Genomic DNA, 17,641 nt, shown 5'->3' on the forward strand with positions numbered 1-17,641 from the left:
CTTGCGCGTCCTCGTGGTTGACGACAATGAAGCCTCGGCCATGACCCTGCACTGGGCCATCGAGCTTCTAGTGTTGCGGAATCAACGGATGGATTCCCTTGATCTTGCAAATATGCGAGTTCTGTGTCGATGGACATGGACAAAAGGCTGTTGCTGTCGCCTGAGGCTCGGGTGCGGTTGGAAGGTTGGGTGGCGGACCGGAACACGCCGCAGAAGCTTGTTTGGCGTGCGCGGATCGTGCTGATGTGGGCGGACGCGGCGAGTTTGGCGTCGATTGTGCGGACGCTGGGCAAGACCAAGAAGACGGCCTACCGCTGGCGCGATCGTTATCTTGAGCAGGGTGTCGATGGGCTTGGGCGCGACGCGACCCGGCCTGGCCGTAAGACGCCGTTGAGCGCCGAAGTCATTGCGCGTGTGGTCGAGATGACGCTGCGACAGAAGCCACCGGCTGCCACGCAATGGAGCGCGCGCACGCTTGCCAAGGCGGTGGGTCTGAGCCACACCAGCGTACAGCGCATTTGGAGCGCGCATGGGCTCAAGCCCCATTTGACCAAGACGTTCAAACTGTCGAACGACAAGCAGTTCGTCGAGAAGGTGACGGACGTCGTCGGTCTCTATCTTGATCCGCCGGACCGGGCACTGGTGTTCTCGGTCGATGAGAAGTCACAGATCCAGGCGCTGGACCGCACCCAACCGGGCCTGCCAATGAAGAAGGGGCGGGCGGGAACGATGACCCACGACTATAAGCGGCATGGCACGACGACACTGTTCGCCGCCCTCGATGTCGCCACCGGCAGGGTGATCGGCGAATGCATGAAACGTCATCGGCACCAGGAATGGCTCAAATTCCTTCGACTCATCGACCGCAGCACGCCCAAGGGCTTCGACCTGCACCTGATCGCCGACAACTATGCCACCCATAAGCATCCGGCGGTCAAAGCATGGCTGGCCAAACATCCTCGCTTCCACATGCATTTCACCCCCACTTCGGCGTCCTGGCTCAATCAGGTCGAACGCTTTTTCGGCTTGATAACAGGCGATCGCATCCGCTGCGGCGTGTTCAAGAGTGTCGCCGAACTCGAAGGCGCAATTCAAGACTATCTCGATCATCACAACGCCGATCCAAAGCCCTTCGTTTGGACCAAATCCGCTACAGACATTCTTGAAAAGGTCGCCAGGGGGCGACAGGCGTTAGAGTCACAACACTAGCACTACTTTGGCAGAAAATGAATTTTGAGGATTCCCCCGGCTGACATTGCGTGATTCATAGAGAGCCAGCTTTAAGGAGACTGGCGATGTCGGAACATTGGCGCGTAGATTTGGAAGATTGGTTGACGCCCTTCCTGGTGGCCTTGCGGCATAAGACCCGGATGCGGCTGTGCCCTGCCTATATTGCAGGCCTGATTGGCCCGGGTGACCGCAAGAGTGTCCAGCCGATGGCCGCCCGCGATGGCGAGTTTGGCTATGACCAACTCCATCATTTTGTCTCTGACGGCGTTTGGGAAAGTGGACCGCTTGAAGCCGTTCTCCTGAAGGAGGCCGACCGTCTGGTGGGGGATGATGCCGGTTATCTTGTCATCGATGACACGGCGCTGCCGAAAAAGGGCAGCCATTCGGTTGGCGTGGCGGCGCAATATGCTTCCTCGCTTGGCAAGACGTCCAACTGCCAGTCGCTTGTTTCGGTGACGCTGGCATCGCGCGAAGTGCCTGTGATGGTGGGCCTGCGCCTGTTCTTGCCCGAGAGTTGGACGAATGATGTCGCGCGGATGAACCGGGCTCGGGTCCCGCAAGAATGCCAGGTTGCCCTGACAAAGCCGGAGATCGCCATTGAGGAAATTGATCGTGTTATAGCCTCTGGGGCCCGGTTCGGGTGCGTGCTGGCCGATGCTGGCTATGGGTCAAGCGGGCCGTTCCGCGAGGCCCTGAGCAAGCGCGACCTGTTGTGGGCCGTCGGCATATCACGGCGTCAGAATGTGTATCAGGCAGACGTCGGCCTAATCTTCCCGGAAGCGGCAACCGGAAGGCGGCGCAAATACCATGTCCCTGACGATGTTGCTGTCTCTGCCGAAAAGATGTTGGCTGATGGGAAATGGAAGAAAGTAAGTTGGCGGCGCGGAACCAAAGGCAAGCTGAACTGCCAGTTTGCCGCTTGCCGCGTTCGGGTCGCAGATGGCCACAGGCATCGTATGAGCGACGGTCGTGTCCAAGCCATGCCTGGCGAGGAGGAGGTCTGGCTGGTCGGGGAAAGGCGTTCAACCGGAGAACAGAAATACTACCTGTCAAACCTGCCTGCCGACGCCCCCCTCAAGATGCTAGCCGCGGCTATCAAGGCAAGGTGGATCTGCGAACAGGCACATCAGCAACTCAAGGAAGAGCTTGGGCTTGATCACTTCGAAGGCAGGTCATGGACCGGTTTGCACCGACATTGTCTAATGGCGATGATCGCTTTTGCATTTCTCCAATCCCGCCGCCTCAAAGCAGCGGGACGAAAAAAAAAAGTCGGGGGGCCACCGCCTCAGCCGACAATGCCCGCCATCCGCCAGGCCATTCTCGACCTCTTCATGCGACCGCCACCAAGGCGCTGTCCCCACTGTGACAAACGCCTCGCCGAGCCCGCCAAGAATAATATGCCAAAGTAGTGCTAGGCGATGACGTGCGCAGTTGCTATGACGGTAAAAGTGCCCTGAAACTCGCCGCAGACTTCAAACCCGATGTCGTCCTGCTCGATATCGGGATGCCCCATATGGACGGCATCGAGGTTTGTGCCCGCCTGCGCGCCATGCCTGATCTCGCACACATCAAGATTATTGCCCAGACTGGCTGGGGCGATGACGAGATGCGCCAGCGCACCAAGGAAGCCGGCTTCGACCTGCATCTGGTCAAACCCGTCAATATGCACGTCATGGAAGATATGTTGTGGCTATTGCGCCTGGGCGCCAGCAAGCGCCCAGAACGGGCGGCTTGATTCTTAAGCCCATAAAGCCTTGTCTTTCAAATATTTCTTCACGAAAGCCTCGTGCGCCTCGGCTTCTGCTGACGTTATGTGCGAGGCCAGCGGACGCGGACGCGCGCCATAACTGACGTGATTGGCGCTTTGGGCGGCCGCAGCGCGCGCGCCGACCATTTCGAGATCAAGCCCGCGTTCTTTTCCGCCGAGTAATTCGAGATAGACACTGGCCAGCAGACGCGCATCGATCAGAGCGCCGTGGAGATCGCGTTCGGCCAGCGAAATATTAAAGCGCCGGCACAGGGCATCTAGCGAATTGGCGGCGCCGGGGAATTTCAGACGCGCCATTTCCAGCGTATCGATCCACTGTTCTGTCGGCGGCGGCATCCGACTTTGGCGCTCCAGCTCCATATTGATAAAGCCGCGGTCGAAGGACGCATTGTGCGCGATGATCTTGCGATCGCCAATAAACTCCAGCATTTCGTCAATAATGGCGGCGAACTTAGGCTTACCGCGCACCATTTCGTTGGTGATACCGTGGATACGGATGGCGTCCGGCTCGATCTCGCGTTCAGGATCGATAAAGCGGTGAAAGGTTCGGCCGGTCGGCAGCAGATCCTCGATCTCGATGCAGCCGATTTCGATCAGACGATGACCTTTTCTGTGGTCAATGCCGGTGGTTTCGGTGTCGAGTACGATTTCTAAAGCCATGTCTCTGTTTGGCTTAAGCCGGGGTATTTTGTAAAGAGGCGATGAGCGTCCGGACAGCGTCGCGGCAGTCATCCAGACTTTTCGACGTGTCGATCACGAAATCTGCCCGCGCACGTTTTTCCGCATCGGGCATCTGGCGCGCCAGTATGGCCTCGAACTTCGCCTCGGTCATGCCGGCGCGTGCCAGCACACGCGCCGCCTGAATATCGGCCGGCGCGCTCACCACCAGAACCTTGTCGAGATAAGCTTCCGCGCCCGTTTCATATAGCAGAGGAATATCGGCCACGATCAGCGGCGCGTCTGCGTGGGCCTTGAGGAATTGGTTGCGATCATCAACCGTGACCGGATGGACGATCGCGTTTAAGCGCTCGAACTGCGCCGCCTCACCATTCAATGCCGCCGACAGCTTGACCCGATCAACCACGCCATCGCTCAGCACATCGCCAAAGGCATCTAACAGTTGCGATTTCAGCACGTCGGATTCGGCATACAGCCTGTGCACGGCCAGGTCGGCATCCCATACCGGCACGCCCTCATCGGCAAACATCGCCGCGATGGTCGATTTTCCCATGCCGATCGAGCCGGTCAGGCCAAGCTTGATCACGCTGTCTCTCCCAGGAATTTCAGCGCCAGATCACGGATATCGAAGGCGGCGTGCGGCAAGACGCCATAAAACGCCTGAAAGCTGGGCCGCGCCTGTTCGATCAGCATTTCCAACCCGTCGACCGTGGTCATGCCGTGCGCTTCGGCGGCCTTGAGCCAGTTGGTTTTGAGCGGACGATAGGTCATGTCCATGGCGGCAGCGCATTTATCCATGGCGTCAAACAATGGCAGAGGCCCGCCCGATGCGGCATTGATCACGGCAACAGCGCCTTTGAAGGCAACATCGACATTTGACAGTTCGAACGCGGTGACGCCGGTCTTGAACGCGAACACCAGTTCTTCAGCGCGCGCCAGGGTGCGGTTGACAATGCGCACTTCCGGGCAGCCGGCATCACGCAGGGCGGCGACGGCGGCGCGGGTGGCGCCCCCTGCCCCCATGATCACCACCGGCCCGGCCGAGAGATCGCATGTTGGCGCCTGATGTTTGAAAGCACTGATCAGGCCATGACCATCAGTCGAATCGGCATGGACATAGCCGTCCTCATCGAAGGTCAGCAGATTGGCCGAACCGCAATCGCGCGCAATATCTGAGGCGGTGTCTGCCAGACGCAGCGCATCGGCCTTGAAAGGCGCGGTGATGTTCAAACCCTTGATACCATTGGAGCGGCAGGACATGATCAACCGCTCAAAGCCGTGCTCATCCTTGGGCGAAAACGGCGCATAGACGCCATTGAGGCGAAGATCGCGCAGCCATGCTGTATGCAGGAATGGACTTAAGGAGTGATAGACCGGCTGGCCGACAATGCCGGCGACCATGGCCGCGCCTGTGGGGAGGTTCTTCATGCTGTGATCACCTTCATATTGCGCAACTGAGCCAAAAGCGGCAGCAAAGGCAGGCCCAGGACGGTAAAATAATCACCGCGAATGGCGTCGAACAGGTGCACGCCGGTATTTTCAAGCTGATAGCAGCCGACGCTGGAGAGAATCTTGTCGCCGGATTCGGCCAGATAGGTATCGATAAACTCGTCGCTCAGGTGGCGGACGGTCATTTCAGCGGTTTCGACATGTGACCATACCAGGTGGCCGTTTTCCGCCAGCGCCATACCCGCGTGGAGATAGTGGGTCTGACCGCTCATGCGTTTGAGCAATACCCTTGCCTCGTCCATATCGTGCGACTTGCTGATCAGGTCTTTTTCCAGTTGCAGCACCTGATCGCCGCCGAGCACCAGGCCGGGGTTTGTGGCGGATACATGCAGGGCCTTGGCCTCGGCCAGCCGTACGGCGACGGACTTCGGACTGTGACCGCGCAGCAGATATTCGTCCTTGAGCGCGTCCTCATCGAGATGCGCGGGAATCTTGCTGTGGGTGATGGCGGCACCGGTCAGGAGCGCGGAACGGGAGGCTGAGGCGGAAGCGAGGATAATCTGTGTCATGAGGGTCTTTGAAGTTGCAGGGGCGGGAGCCCCTGCACCCCATAACACGACGGTGTTTAGTCGCTAATACTAAAAAAGCCGGGACGCTTTGGTCACGACTTTTTTACTATTTGTCATTATCCACAGTCGCGTATCGGGGTGCTGGGGTCCACGACCCCCTACCCTTAAATCCCCCCCAGCCTCCCTGTCCGCTTTTCATTCAACAGACTGATGATCGTCGCCGACGTCTCCTCAATCGATCTCCGCGTGACATCGATCACCGGCCAGCCCTTTTTCTCGAACAGCCGGCGCGCGCGGATAATCTCCTGCCGCACCGCTTCCTGATCGGTATAGCTCGATGGCCGGTCGTCATTCAGCGTCAGCAAGCGGTTCTTACGAATTGAGATCAACCGCTCCGGCGATGCGATCAGACCCACCACCAGCGGAATGTTCATATCGTCCAGTTCATCCGGCGGATCGCGCCCCGGCACCAGCGGAATATTAGCCGCCTTGATGCCGCGGTGCGCCAGATAGATGCAGGTCGGCGTTTTCGATGTCCGGCTGACCCCAACCAAAACCACATCCGCATTCTTTACGCGATCGGCCGCGGCACCATCATCATGAGCAATGGCGTAGTTCAGCGCCTCTATCCGCTCGAAATACTCATTATCGAGCTGGTGCTGCGCCCCTACCCGCTTCGAGACCGCGGCGCCAAGATGACGGGAAAATGCCACCACCAGAGGATCGAGCACACCGATCGCCGGAATATCGAGTTCGCGACACCGCGCTTCCAGCGCGTCACGCAGTTCAGTATCGACCATGGTGTGCAGCACGATGCCCGGGAAACTCTCGATTTCCACAAGCGCGCGCTCAAGCTGCTTTTCCGAGCGGATCAGCACGTAGATATGCTCAATCGGCAAAATCCCTTCGAAACGCGCCGCTGCCGCCTTCGCCAGGGCGTTAAGGGTTTCACCGGTGGAATCCGACAAGAGGTGAACGTGAAAATAGCTGCCGATCTTGCTCGAAGAGCCGATTTGGGTAGGCGAGGACATGAGGGACCAAATAAATCTGTGCAGGAAACGGTGGATGATAACCCTGTATAAGTCGGGACGGTGTGGGGATGATCATCGGCCAATTCGTCAAACGCCGCAAGGCCGGGGATAAGGCTGATAAAGGCGGTGTTTTATGCGTCAATTATTCGGCCGTCACAAATCTGTATGAAATCCTTATGGCTTGCTGTGGGTATGTTAAGACTTCATTAACCATGCACATGCCAGCGCGTGCGGACATTAAGAAATTCTTAAGCAATCCTAATATTTGGTTAATTATCCAAGTCATTCACAGGGCTGTTAAGAGTTCTTTAACCTTTCGGGCGTGCTTGTGAAAAACCGGTGAATCCGGGCAAATCTGCGACACTTTTCCGCATTATCCCGCCCTCTATAAACCTCTACATACCTTTCTTTTTAGATAGGTTTGGGTCATGAGAGTGCGGACAGGCCAGTGGCCAAACCCCAGGCCAAACCCCAGGCCAAACCCCAGGATTGACTCATGACAAAACAAGGCTCATCGGTATTATCGGTTCTCAGCGGTCAAACGCTTACGGTTCCTCCGGTCTGGTTCATGCGTCAGGCCGGGCGCTACCTACCGGAATACCGGGAATTGCGGGCATCGACCAAGGGGTTCGTTGATTTTTGCCTGACACCAGAGAAGGCGGCCGAAGCCACCTTGCAGCCGATCAGACGCTTTGGCTTCGACGCCGCTATTCTTTTCTCCGATATTCTGATGATCCCGCTGGCGCTGGGGCAAGACCTGACGTTTGCAGCCGGTGAGGGGCCTATCCTCGGTGAACTGCCCGATCTTCAGGTCATGCGGGAAAAAGCGGTCTCGGCAGGAGAGGCTTTGAAGAATGTCGGGGAAACCGTAGCGCGTGTGAAAGCTGAGCTTGGACCGGAGACAACCCTGATCGGTTTTTGCGCTGGCCCCTGGACGGTGATGACCTATATGCTCAATGGGAAGAAGGCGCATGACCGCAGCCTGATCCGTGCTTTCGTCTATGATAATTATCAGCAGGTGCTGGATCTCATCGATATCGTGATCGAGGCCTCGGCGCATTATCTGAAAATGCAGGCCGATAATGGGGCGCAAGTCCTGAAAATCTTTGAGAGTTGGGCGGAAGGTTTCCCTGATCCTTATTTCGACAGCCTGATCATTCAGCCGCACATCCGTCTGATCGCACGGGTGAGGGCGCTCGGCGTAACCCTGCCGATCATCGGTTTTCCGCGTGGCGCCGAAGCGCGTTGCCATGATTACATCGATCAGGTTGCGGTTCAGGGCTTAGGGCTAGGTACGGCCACGCCGATGAAACTGGGAATCGAACTGCAAAAGAAGGCATCGATTTCAGGGCGCGCTTGACCCGGTGGTTTTACGCTCCGGCGGCAAGGCGCTTGACCAGGCCATTGATCTGATATTGGAAAACTGGGGGCAGGGCCCCTTGATCTTCAATCTCGGTCACGGCATCTTCCCCGATACGCCGATTGCCCATGTGGAGCAGGCCTTGAAACGGATCAGAACATAAATGAAGCGCTCAAACAGCGAAGCGGTAGCGCACATAAAAAGAGTAGCGGTACTTTTATTCAATCTTGGCGGGCCCAAGAATCCGGAAGATGTTCAGGGTTTCCTCTACAATCTGTTCGCCGACAAGAACATCATCAACCTGCCGTTTGGTCTGCGTCAGGGCGTTGCCAGCCTGATTTCCAGCCGTCGCGCGGAGTTGGCGAAAAAGAACTACGCCTATATGGGCGGCGGTTCGCCGATCCTGAAGGAGACACAGGCGCAGGCTGATGCGCTGGAAGCCTATATAGCCGCCAATACCAAGGGCATCGAGGCGAAAGTGTTTATCGGTATGCGCTATTGGCATCCGTTCGTCGAGGCTACGGTGAAGGAGATCGAATCTTACGCGCCCGATGAGATCGTCTTGCTGCCGCTCTATCCGCAGTTTTCCTCGACCACCACCCTGTCGTCGTTTCAGGCGTTTCAGAAAGCCTATAAGGGCAGGGCGCCGATCAAGCAGATCTGTTGCTACTCGGACAACGACCATTTCATCAAGGCCCATGCCGACGCCATTGCTGCGAAGATCAAGACGCTGAAAAACCCGCAAGACTATCGTTTGCTGTTTTCGGCACATGGTCTGCCGGAGAGCATCATCGCGCGCGGCGATCCTTACAAGGAACAGGTCGAGAGCGGCGTGGCCCGTATCATGGCGTCGCTGCCGACGCCTGTCGAGCACACCATCTGTTATCAAAGCCGTGTCGGGCCGATGAAATGGATCGGGCCTTCGACGGACGCGACTATTGAAAAGGCTGGTAAGGAGGGCAAGTCGATCCTTCTCGTGCCGATCGCCTTTGTCTCAGAGCACATCGAAACGCTCGTTGAACTCGATATCGAATATGCGCACCTGGCGGCGGGGGCAGGGGTGAAGGACTATGTTCGCCTGCCAGCGTTGGGTGTGAACCCGACCTTTATCAAGGCGCTGAACGACGAGGTGCTGAAAGCGCTGGGCTCAACGGACACGGTGATTGGTGATCATGACTGTGCCAAATGTCATAAATTCTGTCCCAAAAGGAAGATGGCGTGAATTGGCCAATAAACTGGTATGACCTGTTTAGAGGGCTGCATATTGTCGCGGTCATCGCCTGGATGGCGGGGTTGCTCTATCTGCCGCGCTTGTTCATCTATCATATCAAGCACTCTGACGTGACCGCTGTGACCGACGTGTTCAAGGTGATGGAGCGCAACCTGCTGCGCCTGATCATGAACCCGGCCATGATCGCGGTGTGGATCTTCGGCATAGCCCTGATCGTCATTCATGTGCGCGATCTCGAAGGCTGGAAGTTTTTTCAGGAGCCATGGTTTATCGTGAAGGAACTGGGGATCGTCGGGATCACCGGCTATCACCATTTTCTGGCGGTGCGTTTCAAGAAATTGCAACGCGGAGAGCCGATCGGCACGGAAAGCTTCTGGCGCAAGATCAATGAAATTCCGTTTGTGCTGGCGATTATCATGGTGCTGGCCGTGACGCTGCAGTTTGGGCAGAACTAATGGGGCGTGGGGTCGGTGACCCCACATCTGTCTTTTTCTTTCTTTTCCTTCGTCTTTTGGGCGGAGGAAAAGAAAGAATAGGGAAGGACTTGGTGCCACAGGCCCCAAACCCCATAAATATCTTGACCAAAACGGGCATTCCTGTAGGTTCCCAACCTGAATTCTGCCGGTGCGGCAGATATCCGATGGCCCCACGTTCTGTGGAATACGCCACTTCAAATGAAATTTATCAGCCTTTTCAAGCGTTTAAGCTATAGGGGCAGGGGATGCGATCGCAAATTGCTCAGGGGCTCAAACCCCAGGCAATGTCGCGTGCGCATCTCACCATACGAGAGATCACCATGACTGACGAAACCGAATCCACACCCGTCGAAGCCGCTGAGACCGAACTGGAAACCCAGTCCGAAAATAACAATCAGACTGACGAGGATATGGAAGGCGAAGAGGGCGATGAGGAGGTTGTCGAGGGTTCGATGACCGGCCAGAAGATGTCGCTGCAAACCCTTAAAGACAAAACCCCTACCGATCTGCTGACCTTTGCGGAATCGCTCGGCGTCGAAAACGCCAGCAATATGCGCAAGCAGGATATGATGTTTGCCATCCTGAAAGCGCTGGCCGAAGAAGGCGTCGAGATCAGCGGTTCCGGCGTTATGGAAGTTCTGCAGGACGGTTTCGGCTTCCTGCGTTCGCCCGAAGCTAACTATTTGCCGGGCCCGGACGACATCTATGTCAGCCCGCAACAGATCCGCCGCTATGGTCTGCGCACCGGTGACACGGTCGAAGGGCCGATCCGTTCGCCGCGCGAAGGTGAGCGCTATTTCGCCCTGTTGAAGACCCAGGCCATCAATTTCGAAGACCCGGAAAACATCCGCCACAAGGTTCACTTCGACAACCTGACGCCGCTCTATCCCGATGAGCGCCTGTGGATGGAGATTGAAGACCCGACGCTCAAGGACCGCTCCGGCCGCATCATCGACATCGTGGCACCGCTTGGCAAGGGCCAGCGCTGCCTGATCGTCGCCCCGCCGCGCGTCGGTAAGACGGTCATGTTGCAGAACATCGCCAAGTCGGTGGCGGCTAACCACCCGGATTGCTACCTGATCGTTCTGCTGATCGACGAACGTCCGGAAGAAGTGACCGATATGCAGCGCACCGTGCGCGGTGAAGTCATCTCCTCGACGTTTGACGAGCCGGCTACGCGCCACGTCCAGGTCGCAGAAATGGTCATCGAAAAAGCCAAGCGCCTCGTCGAACACAAGCGCGATGTCGTGATCCTGCTTGACTCGATCACCCGTCTTGGCCGCGCCTACAACACCGTCGTGCCATCATCCGGCAAGGTGCTGACCGGCGGTGTCGACGCCAACGCGCTGCAACGTCCGAAGCGCTTCTTCGGTGCAGCCCGTAACATCGAAGAAGGCGGCTCGCTGACCATCATCGCCACCGCCCTGATCGATACCGGCTCGCGCATGGACGAAGTCATTTTCGAAGAGTTCAAGGGCACGGGCAACTCGGAAATCGTGCTCGATCGTAAGGTCGCCGACAAGCGCGTCTTCCCGGCCATGGATGTGCTCAAGTCCGGCACCCGCAAGGAAGAACTGCTCACCGACAAGTCGAACCTGCAAAAGACCTATGTCCTGCGCCGTATCCTCAACCCGATGGGCGCCCAGGATGCCATCGAGTTCCTGTCGGACAAGCTACGTCAGACCAAGAACAATGCCGAGTTCTTCCAGTCGATGAACACATAACAGGCATTACCAAACGCTTTGCGTTTGGGGCTCAATTAAGACATGATACTTGCCAACCCGATGTGACAGGATCCTATCGGGTTGGTTCGTTTTCATATTCGGGTTTTTGGAGAACATCATGAAGGTCACGGTCAATGTCGAATGCACGCCGGAAGAGGCTCGCACCTTTCTCGGTCTGCCCGATGTTCAACCGCTGAATGACTACATGATGAGCGCCATGAAGGACCGGATGGCGCAGAATGTTCACTCCATGCAGCCCGAAGAAATGATGAAGAACTGGTCGAGCCTGGGCGTCACCGCGCAGGATCAGTTCTTCAAATTGATGCAATCGGCGGCGCAAGCCAGCATGAGCTCCTTTGGTAAAACAGATAAAAAGTAAGGCGTGTTTCACGTGAAACATACGATTTTCGCTCTTGCCAGCGCACAGGGCCGGGCAGGGGTGTCCATCATTCGCCTCTCAGGCCCGCAAGCCCTTTGGGCCGCGCAACAACTTACCCCTAAAAATCTGACGCCGCGCCTGGCGACCTATGCACCGCTGACCTATCAGAATGAACTGATCGACGAAGCGGTGATTATCTGGTTCAAGGCGCCGCACAGCTTCACCGGTGAAGATTGTATCGAGCTGCACGTCCACGGGTCAAAGGCCATTCTCGATCGCCTCTATATCATCCTTCTCGAACTTGGCCTGAAACTGGCCATGCCCGGTGAGTTCTCACGCCGGGCGCTGGAGCACGGCAAACTCGATCTCACCCAGGCTGAAGCCATCGCCGATCTCGTCGATGCCGAATCCGAAGCGCAAAGACGTCAGGCCCTGACCCAATTGGGCGGGGGGCTCAAGGCACAATATACGTCGTGGCGATCGGACCTCATCGACCTCTTGGCACGCCTCGAAGTCTATATCGATTTCCCTGACGAAGACCTGCCGACCGAACTGGCCGATGGCATCCTTGATCGCATCCGCTCTCTCGAGCACGCGCTGGAGGTTGCCATTGCCGATTCCCACCGGGGGCGCCAGATCCGCGAAGGCTACCGGATCGTTATTCTGGGTGAACCGAATGCGGGCAAGTCGAGTTTGTTTAATGCGCTGCTAAAAGCTGAGGCGGCGATTGTTACCCCCATCGCCGGAACCACGCGCGATATCATCGAGGCGCAGTTGCGCATTGGGCCCTATTCGGTTCTGCTCTACGACACAGCGGGTCTGCGCGAAACAGACGAAGCGATCGAGGCAGAGGGTATTCGCCGTGCGCGCGCCAAGGCCGAAGAGGCCGACCTGCGCATCTGGGTGATCGATTCCACTGGGCCTGCTCTGCCAGAAGATTTCCGTGACGGCGATCTGATGGTCTTCAACAAGATCGATGAAGCCCAGGATTCCGAGCGTCAGGCCGTGGCGGCCTTGCGTGTTTCACGTGAAACATCGGTCTTCGCTGTCAGCGTGTCGATGGGTACGGGTATGACCGACCTGGTCGCAACCATCGAACATATCATCAGCGAACAGCTTTCCGCCCAGACCTTCCCGGCCGCGACGCGCCAGCGTCACATCGAGCGCCTGACCGAAGCGCGCGATCAACTCGCCATTGCCCGCCGATCCGATCTCGGTGTGCCCGAACTGACGGCTGAAAACGTCCGCTCGGCGGTTAACAGTTTTGATCAGCTTTTTGGCCGTTATGATGTCGAAGGTGTACTCGATGTCATCTTTTCGAGCTTTTGCATCGGCAAATAAGCGGGCTCAAAACCATTGGCGATTCGACCTTCGCGTCCTTATCTGTTATAGCCAGCGCCTTCCTTTAGAGAGTTGAATATGTCCGAACCCAAATCCTTGTGGGATGTCATTGTCGTTGGCGGTGGTCATGCCGGCTGTGAAGCCGCAACCGCCTCTGCGCGCATGGGCGCCAGAACGCTTTTGCTGACGCATAAGCGCGAGACGCTGGGCGAGATGTCATGCAATCCGGCGATCGGTGGCCTAGGCAAAGGCCATCTGGTGCGTGAAATTGATGCGCTGGATGGCATTATGGGGCGCATGGCCGACATCGGCGGCATGCAGTTCAAGGTGCTCAACAAGTCCAAGGGCCCTGCCGTGCGTGGCCCGCGGGCCCAGATCGACCGCAAGCTTTATCGTGAAGCGGTGCAGGCCGAGCTGTTTCAAACTCCGAACTTGATCATTATAGCCGGCGCGGCCGAAGATCTGGTCGTCGATCATGGCCAGGTCACCGGCGTAATCGATGCTGAGGGTACAACCTATCTCGCCAAAGCGGTTGTTCTGACCACGGGCACTTTTCTGCGCGGCGTCATCCATATCGGTGAAACCCGTATCGCGGCCGGCCGCTGGGGTGATGCGCCGGCCAATGGCCTGGGCCAGAACTCTATGATCTCAAACTGAATATGGGTCGCCTTAAGACAGGCACACCGGCGCAACTCGATGGCAAGACCATTCATTGGGATCGTCTGGAGCAACAGTTGGGTGATGATCCCATCCAGCCCTTTTCCATGCTGACGCCCGCCATCGAGCGCGAGCAGATCGCCTGCGGCATCACCTATACCAACGAAAAGACCCACGCCATCATCGCCGATCGCCTCAATGAGTTCAGCGGTCTATGGCGGTTTTCTCGCCGGTCGCGGACCGCGCTATTGCCCGTCGATCGAGGATAAGGTGGTCAAGTTCGCCGACAAGACCTCGCACCAGATCTTCCTGGAACCGGAAGGCTACGATGACGACACAGTCTATCCGAACGGCATCTCGACCAGTGTTTCCGAAGCGACGCAGGAAGCCTTTCTGCGCACCATCGTTGGTCTGGAAGATGTGGTGGTCAAGCGTTTCGGCTATGCCATCGAATACGATTATGTCGATCCGCGCGAACTGCACCCCACACTTGAATTAAAGCCCTTGCCGGGTCTTTTTCTGGCCGGTCAGATCAATGGCACGACCGGCTACGAAGAAGCCGGCGCGCAAGGCCTGCTGGCCGGCATCAATGCGGCGGCGCGGGCAGGGGGTTATGCCCCGACCATTCTTGGCCGTGATGAAGCCTATATCGGTGTGATGATTGATGATCTGGTGACGCGCGGCGTGACCGAACCCTACCGGATGTTCACCAGCCGCGCTGAGTTCCGCCTCTCTCTGCGCGCCGATAATGCCGATCAGCGCCTAACCGACAGGGGGCTGGCCATCGGCGTTGTTGGAGAAAAACGCAAGGCCGTATGGCTGGAAAAGAGGACGGCGCTCGATGCTATTCGCCAGCGCTCGGCCGAGCTTGTGGCGACATCGAAAGAGGCGCTGTCGCACGGCATTCAGATCAATGGCGATGGCCAGAAGCGCAACGTCACGCAACTCATGGCCTATGACAGTTGCTCGCGGGAACGCCTCGAAACCCTGTGGCCTGAAATCAAAGCCTGGCCGGACGTGCTCTATGAGCAGGTCGAGATCGATGCGCTTTATGCCGGCTATATGCCGCGGCAAAAGGCCGAAATCGAGAACTTCCGCAAGGATGAGAATTCTGGGTTTACCGGATGACATCGACTATCTCGGCATCGCCGGTCTTTCCAATGAATCGCGTGAGAAGCTCAACCGCATCCGTCCGCAGACCCTGGGGCAGGCGGGGCGCATCGAGGGCATGACACAAGGCGCGCTGACCACCTTGTTGTTCTATGTGCGTAACCACAACAAGCGCAGCGCCTAATGAGCCACATGACCCCTGAAGAGATGTCAGCGCGGCTGATGTTTCACGTGAAACACGAGGCGATCGCGGACCTGCAAAAGTTTTATCAGGTGCTGGCGGATGGTAATGAGGTGATGAACCTTGTCGGGCCGGCCACCTTGCCGGACTACTGGTCACGCCATGTGCTCGATAGCGCGCAACTGCTCGACTGTCGGCCGGATGCCCGGACATGGGCTGATCTGGGGGCAGGCGCCGGTTTTCCCGGCATCGTGCTGAGCATACTTCTAAAACATTCTACAACCTTGGCCGACGGCCCTGCACCGCACGTCTATCTGGTCGAATCCCTGACCAAGCGTTGCCGTTTTCTCCAGACTGTTGTCGACGATCTGAACCTTCCCGCCACGGTGATCAATGACCGCGCCGAGAACGTCTCGGTCAAGGTCGATGTGGTGACCGCGCGCGCCGTAGCGCCGATGAGCAAGCTTTTGGGTTTTGCCGAGGGCTTTATACGTAAAGGCGCCGACGCTTGGTTTTTAAAGGGGGAAAACGTTGAAAGTGAACTGGTGGACGCTGGAAAAGTGTGGAAATTTGACGTAGAACAGTCAGAGTCCATGAGCGATCCGCGCGGTCGCGTGATCCATATCCGGAGGCTGCGACGTGCCCGTTAATACCGAAAAACGCACCCGAGTTCTGGCGATCGCAAACCAAAAAGGCGGGGTTGGCAAGACGACGACGGCGATTAACCTCGGCACGGCCCTGGCCGCTATCGGTGAGCGCGTCTTGCTGATCGATCTCGACCCGCAGGGTAATGCCTCTACCGGTTTGGGTGTACCCAAGAAGCAGCGCGCCAGCTCGCTTTATGATGTGATTGTCGATCAGCGTCCGATTGGTGATACGGCTGTTAGTACAGCGGTGCCGGGCCTCTGGCTGCTGCCGTCCGATCCGGATCTGTCGGGTGTCGAGATTGAGCTGGGTCAGGCCGAGCGCCGTTCCTATCGTTTACGCGATGCGCTTGACGGGCTTGACCAGGATAACCCGCCTTATGACTACATTCTGATCGATTGTCCGCCGTCGCTGAACCTGCTGACGGTCAATTCGATGAGTGCGGCCGATGCCGTGCTGGTGCCGCTGCAATGTGAGTTCTTCGCGCTCGAAGGGCTCAGCCAGTTGATGCGCACGATTGATCTGGTGCGTGGCAGCCTGAATCCGAAACTGAGCCTTCAGGGCATCGTGCTCACCATGTTCGACAAGCGCAATGCGCTCTCCGGCCATGTTGAGCGTGACGTTCGTTCGCACTTTGGTCATCTGGTGTATGACACGGTCATACCGCGCAATGTGCGGGTGTCCGAAGCGCCGTCCTTCGGCAAGCCGGCCCTGATCTATGATATGAAATGTTCCGGCAGCCAGGCCTATATTAAGCTGGCCAAGGAGCTTGTGGCGCGTGAACGCGCGCGCAAAGCTCAGGTTGCCGCTTAAAAACGCCCAAGATACGAAAGCCGATACATGTCTGAAAAAAATAGAGGTTTGGGCCGCGGGCTCTCCGCGCTTCTCGGCGATCAGGGTACGAACAGCCCGATGACGGATGCTGCCGCCGTGGCCGAGCGTGCGGCCGAACGCAGTGCCGATCAGGCGCGCGGTCTTGAGCAACCCATCGAATTGTTGGTCCGCAATCCCGATCAGCCGCGTCGTTTGTTCGTCGAATCCGACATCGATGAGCTGTCGGCCTCGATCAAGGAAAAGGGTGTTTTGCAGCCTATTCTTGTCAGGCCTGCCCCCGGTCAGACTGGGCACTACCAGATTGTCGCCGGTGAACGTCGCTGGCGTGCGGCGCAAAAAGCCGGCCTGCATACCGTGCCGGTCATCATCCGTGAGATGGACGATCTCGATGTGCTCGAAATCGGCATCATCGAAAACGTGCAACGTGCCGACCTTAACCCGATGGAAGAAGCGCGTGCCTACAAGGTGTTGCAGGATCGCTTCGGCCGCACGCAGGACGCCCTGGCGCAGGTGGTCGGCAAGAGCCGTCCGCACATCGCCAATATGCTGCGCCTGCTGGCCTTGCCGGAAGCCGTGCAGGATCACGTATTGCATGGTCGCCTGTCGGCGGGCCACGCGCGTGCGCTGATCACCTCCGAAAATGCGGTGGCTCTGGCGGAGGAAGTCATCGCTAAAGGTCTGTCCGTTCGTCAGACCGAAGCGCTGGTACGTGAGGAATTGGCCGGTCCGAAAGCCGAGCCGACGCCGAGGGCCAAGGCTCAGCCAAATGCCGATACTCTGTCTCTCGAACAGGATTTGCAGGAGGCTCTGGGCCTGACGGTTAAGCTGGACGACAAGGGGGGCAGAGGTGAACTGCGTTTGGGCTACGCGAGCCTCGAACAGCTCGACGAACTGTGCCGTAAGTTAATGAAATAATTCACTATTTTTACAAATGGGCTCTGTGGCGAATTTGGCTTTGATGGTCGTATCCGAGCCCGC

General features: G+C 57.5%; 15 protein-coding genes and 3 pseudogenes. 13 read left to right on the forward strand and 5 right to left on the reverse strand.

The window, feature by feature from the left end; genetic code table 11:
• Nucleotides 1-129: 129 nt before the first annotated feature.
• The 3 genes and pseudogenes from ABQ278_RS00800 to ABQ278_RS00810 all read left to right on the forward strand — a co-directional run bounded on the left by ABQ278_RS00800 (nt 130) and on the right by ABQ278_RS00810 (nt 2,965).
• Nucleotides 130-1,209: an IS630 family transposase gene (locus ABQ278_RS00800; RefSeq protein ID WP_023447558.1), complete on the forward strand. Its 1,080-nt coding sequence runs from the start codon at nt 130-132 to the stop codon at nt 1,207-1,209.
• A gap of 86 nt (nt 1,210-1,295) precedes the next feature.
• A pseudogene (locus ABQ278_RS00805) lies at nt 1,296-2,521 on the forward strand (IS701 family transposase); the annotation flags it as partial.
• A 132-nt stretch (nt 2,522-2,653) separates the two neighbouring features.
• A complete protein-coding gene (locus tag ABQ278_RS00810) occupies nt 2,654-2,965 on the forward strand; it encodes a response regulator (protein ID WP_349320770.1) in 312 nt (103 codons plus the stop codon).
• Between the two features lie 3 nt (nt 2,966-2,968).
• Here the strand turns inward: ABQ278_RS00810 and dnaQ are convergent, their stop codons facing one another.
• The 5 genes from dnaQ to ABQ278_RS00835 form a co-directional block, all read right to left on the reverse strand.
• Nucleotides 2,969-3,658, reverse strand: a complete 690-nt coding sequence (dnaQ, locus tag ABQ278_RS00815; protein WP_349320771.1) for a DNA polymerase III subunit epsilon — start codon at nt 3,656-3,658, stop codon at nt 2,969-2,971.
• A gap of 13 nt (nt 3,659-3,671) precedes the next feature.
• Nucleotides 3,672-4,262, reverse strand: coding sequence for a dephospho-CoA kinase (coaE, locus tag ABQ278_RS00820; RefSeq protein WP_349320772.1), 591 nt, complete (start codon nt 4,260-4,262; stop codon nt 3,672-3,674).
• On the reverse strand, nt 4,259-5,104 hold the full coding sequence (locus ABQ278_RS00825) for a shikimate dehydrogenase (RefSeq protein WP_349320773.1): 846 nt from the start codon (nt 5,102-5,104) through the stop codon (nt 4,259-4,261). Before ABQ278_RS00825 ends, coaE begins: the two co-directional genes overlap by 4 nt.
• On the reverse strand, nt 5,101-5,694 hold the full coding sequence (locus ABQ278_RS00830) for a Maf family protein (RefSeq protein WP_349320774.1): 594 nt from the start codon (nt 5,692-5,694) through the stop codon (nt 5,101-5,103). The genes ABQ278_RS00825 and ABQ278_RS00830 overlap by 4 nt, the downstream gene beginning before the upstream one ends.
• Nucleotides 5,695-5,858: 164 nt before the next feature.
• Complete coding sequence (locus tag ABQ278_RS00835) at nt 5,859-6,725, reverse strand: pyruvate, water dikinase regulatory protein (protein WP_018080699.1); 867 nt, start codon at nt 6,723-6,725, stop codon at nt 5,859-5,861.
• 496 nt (nt 6,726-7,221) lie between these two features.
• Here ABQ278_RS00835 and hemE point away from each other — a divergent pair.
• The 10 genes and pseudogenes from hemE (at nt 7,222) to ABQ278_RS00885 (ending at nt 17,578) form a co-directional block, all read left to right on the forward strand.
• Nucleotides 7,222-8,248 (forward strand): annotated as a pseudogene (gene hemE / locus ABQ278_RS00840) (uroporphyrinogen decarboxylase).
• Nucleotides 8,249-9,307: a ferrochelatase gene (gene hemH / locus ABQ278_RS00845; protein ID WP_349320775.1), complete on the forward strand. Its 1,059-nt coding sequence runs from the start codon at nt 8,249-8,251 to the stop codon at nt 9,305-9,307.
• Complete coding sequence (locus ABQ278_RS00850; protein ID WP_349320776.1) at nt 9,304-9,771, forward strand: CopD family protein; 468 nt, start codon at nt 9,304-9,306, stop codon at nt 9,769-9,771. Before hemH ends, ABQ278_RS00850 begins: the two co-directional genes overlap by 4 nt.
• A gap of 341 nt (nt 9,772-10,112) precedes the next feature.
• Nucleotides 10,113-11,516, forward strand: coding sequence for a transcription termination factor Rho (gene rho, locus ABQ278_RS00855; protein ID WP_349320777.1), 1,404 nt, complete (start codon nt 10,113-10,115; stop codon nt 11,514-11,516).
• Between the two features lie 118 nt (nt 11,517-11,634).
• Nucleotides 11,635-11,895 (forward strand): DUF6489 family protein, encoded by a 261-nt coding sequence (locus tag ABQ278_RS00860; RefSeq protein ID WP_349320778.1) that lies wholly within the window; start codon nt 11,635-11,637, stop codon nt 11,893-11,895.
• Between the two features lie 12 nt (nt 11,896-11,907).
• Entirely contained in the window at nt 11,908-13,236 is a 1,329-nt protein-coding gene (mnmE, locus tag ABQ278_RS00865) for a tRNA uridine-5-carboxymethylaminomethyl(34) synthesis GTPase MnmE (RefSeq protein ID WP_349320779.1), read from the forward strand.
• 78 nt (nt 13,237-13,314) lie between these two features.
• Nucleotides 13,315-15,187 (forward strand): annotated as a pseudogene (mnmG, locus tag ABQ278_RS00870) (tRNA uridine-5-carboxymethylaminomethyl(34) synthesis enzyme MnmG).
• 8 nt (nt 15,188-15,195) lie between these two features.
• Nucleotides 15,196-15,834: a 16S rRNA (guanine(527)-N(7))-methyltransferase RsmG gene (gene rsmG, locus ABQ278_RS00875; RefSeq protein ID WP_349320780.1), complete on the forward strand. Its 639-nt coding sequence runs from the start codon at nt 15,196-15,198 to the stop codon at nt 15,832-15,834.
• A complete protein-coding gene (locus tag ABQ278_RS00880) occupies nt 15,824-16,642 on the forward strand; it encodes an AAA family ATPase (RefSeq protein ID WP_349320781.1) in 819 nt (272 codons plus the stop codon). Before rsmG ends, ABQ278_RS00880 begins: the two co-directional genes overlap by 11 nt.
• A 27-nt stretch (nt 16,643-16,669) precedes the next feature.
• Nucleotides 16,670-17,578, forward strand: coding sequence for a ParB/RepB/Spo0J family partition protein (locus ABQ278_RS00885; RefSeq protein ID WP_349320782.1), 909 nt, complete (start codon nt 16,670-16,672; stop codon nt 17,576-17,578).
• Nucleotides 17,579-17,641: the final 63 nt, after the last annotated feature.

The organism is Asticcacaulis sp. MM231 (assembly GCF_964186625.1).
In the GTDB taxonomy this organism is placed as follows: Bacteria; Pseudomonadota; Alphaproteobacteria; order Caulobacterales; family Caulobacteraceae; genus Asticcacaulis.

Coding starts and splice junctions, on each gene's coding strand:
- ABQ278_RS00800 (WP_023447558.1), top strand. CDS start 130: ATGGACATGGACAAAAGGCTGTTGCTGTCGCCTGAGGCTCGGGTGCGG.
- dnaQ (WP_349320771.1), bottom strand. CDS start 3,658: ATGGCTTTAGAAATCGTACTCGACACCGAAACCACCGGCATTGACCAC.
- ABQ278_RS00825 (WP_349320773.1), bottom strand. CDS start 5,104: ATGAAGAACCTCCCCACAGGCGCGGCCATGGTCGCCGGCATTGTCGGC.
- ABQ278_RS00830 (WP_349320774.1), bottom strand. CDS start 5,694: ATGACACAGATTATCCTCGCTTCCGCCTCAGCCTCCCGTTCCGCGCTC.
- ABQ278_RS00835 (WP_018080699.1), bottom strand. CDS start 6,725: ATGTCCTCGCCTACCCAAATCGGCTCTTCGAGCAAGATCGGCAGCTAT.
- hemH (WP_349320775.1), top strand. CDS start 8,249: ATGAAGCGCTCAAACAGCGAAGCGGTAGCGCACATAAAAAGAGTAGCG.
- rho (WP_349320777.1), top strand. CDS start 10,113: ATGACTGACGAAACCGAATCCACACCCGTCGAAGCCGCTGAGACCGAA.
- ABQ278_RS00860 (WP_349320778.1), top strand. CDS start 11,635: ATGAAGGTCACGGTCAATGTCGAATGCACGCCGGAAGAGGCTCGCACC.
- rsmG (WP_349320780.1), top strand. CDS start 15,196: ATGACCCCTGAAGAGATGTCAGCGCGGCTGATGTTTCACGTGAAACAC.
- ABQ278_RS00885 (WP_349320782.1), top strand. CDS start 16,670: ATGTCTGAAAAAAATAGAGGTTTGGGCCGCGGGCTCTCCGCGCTTCTC.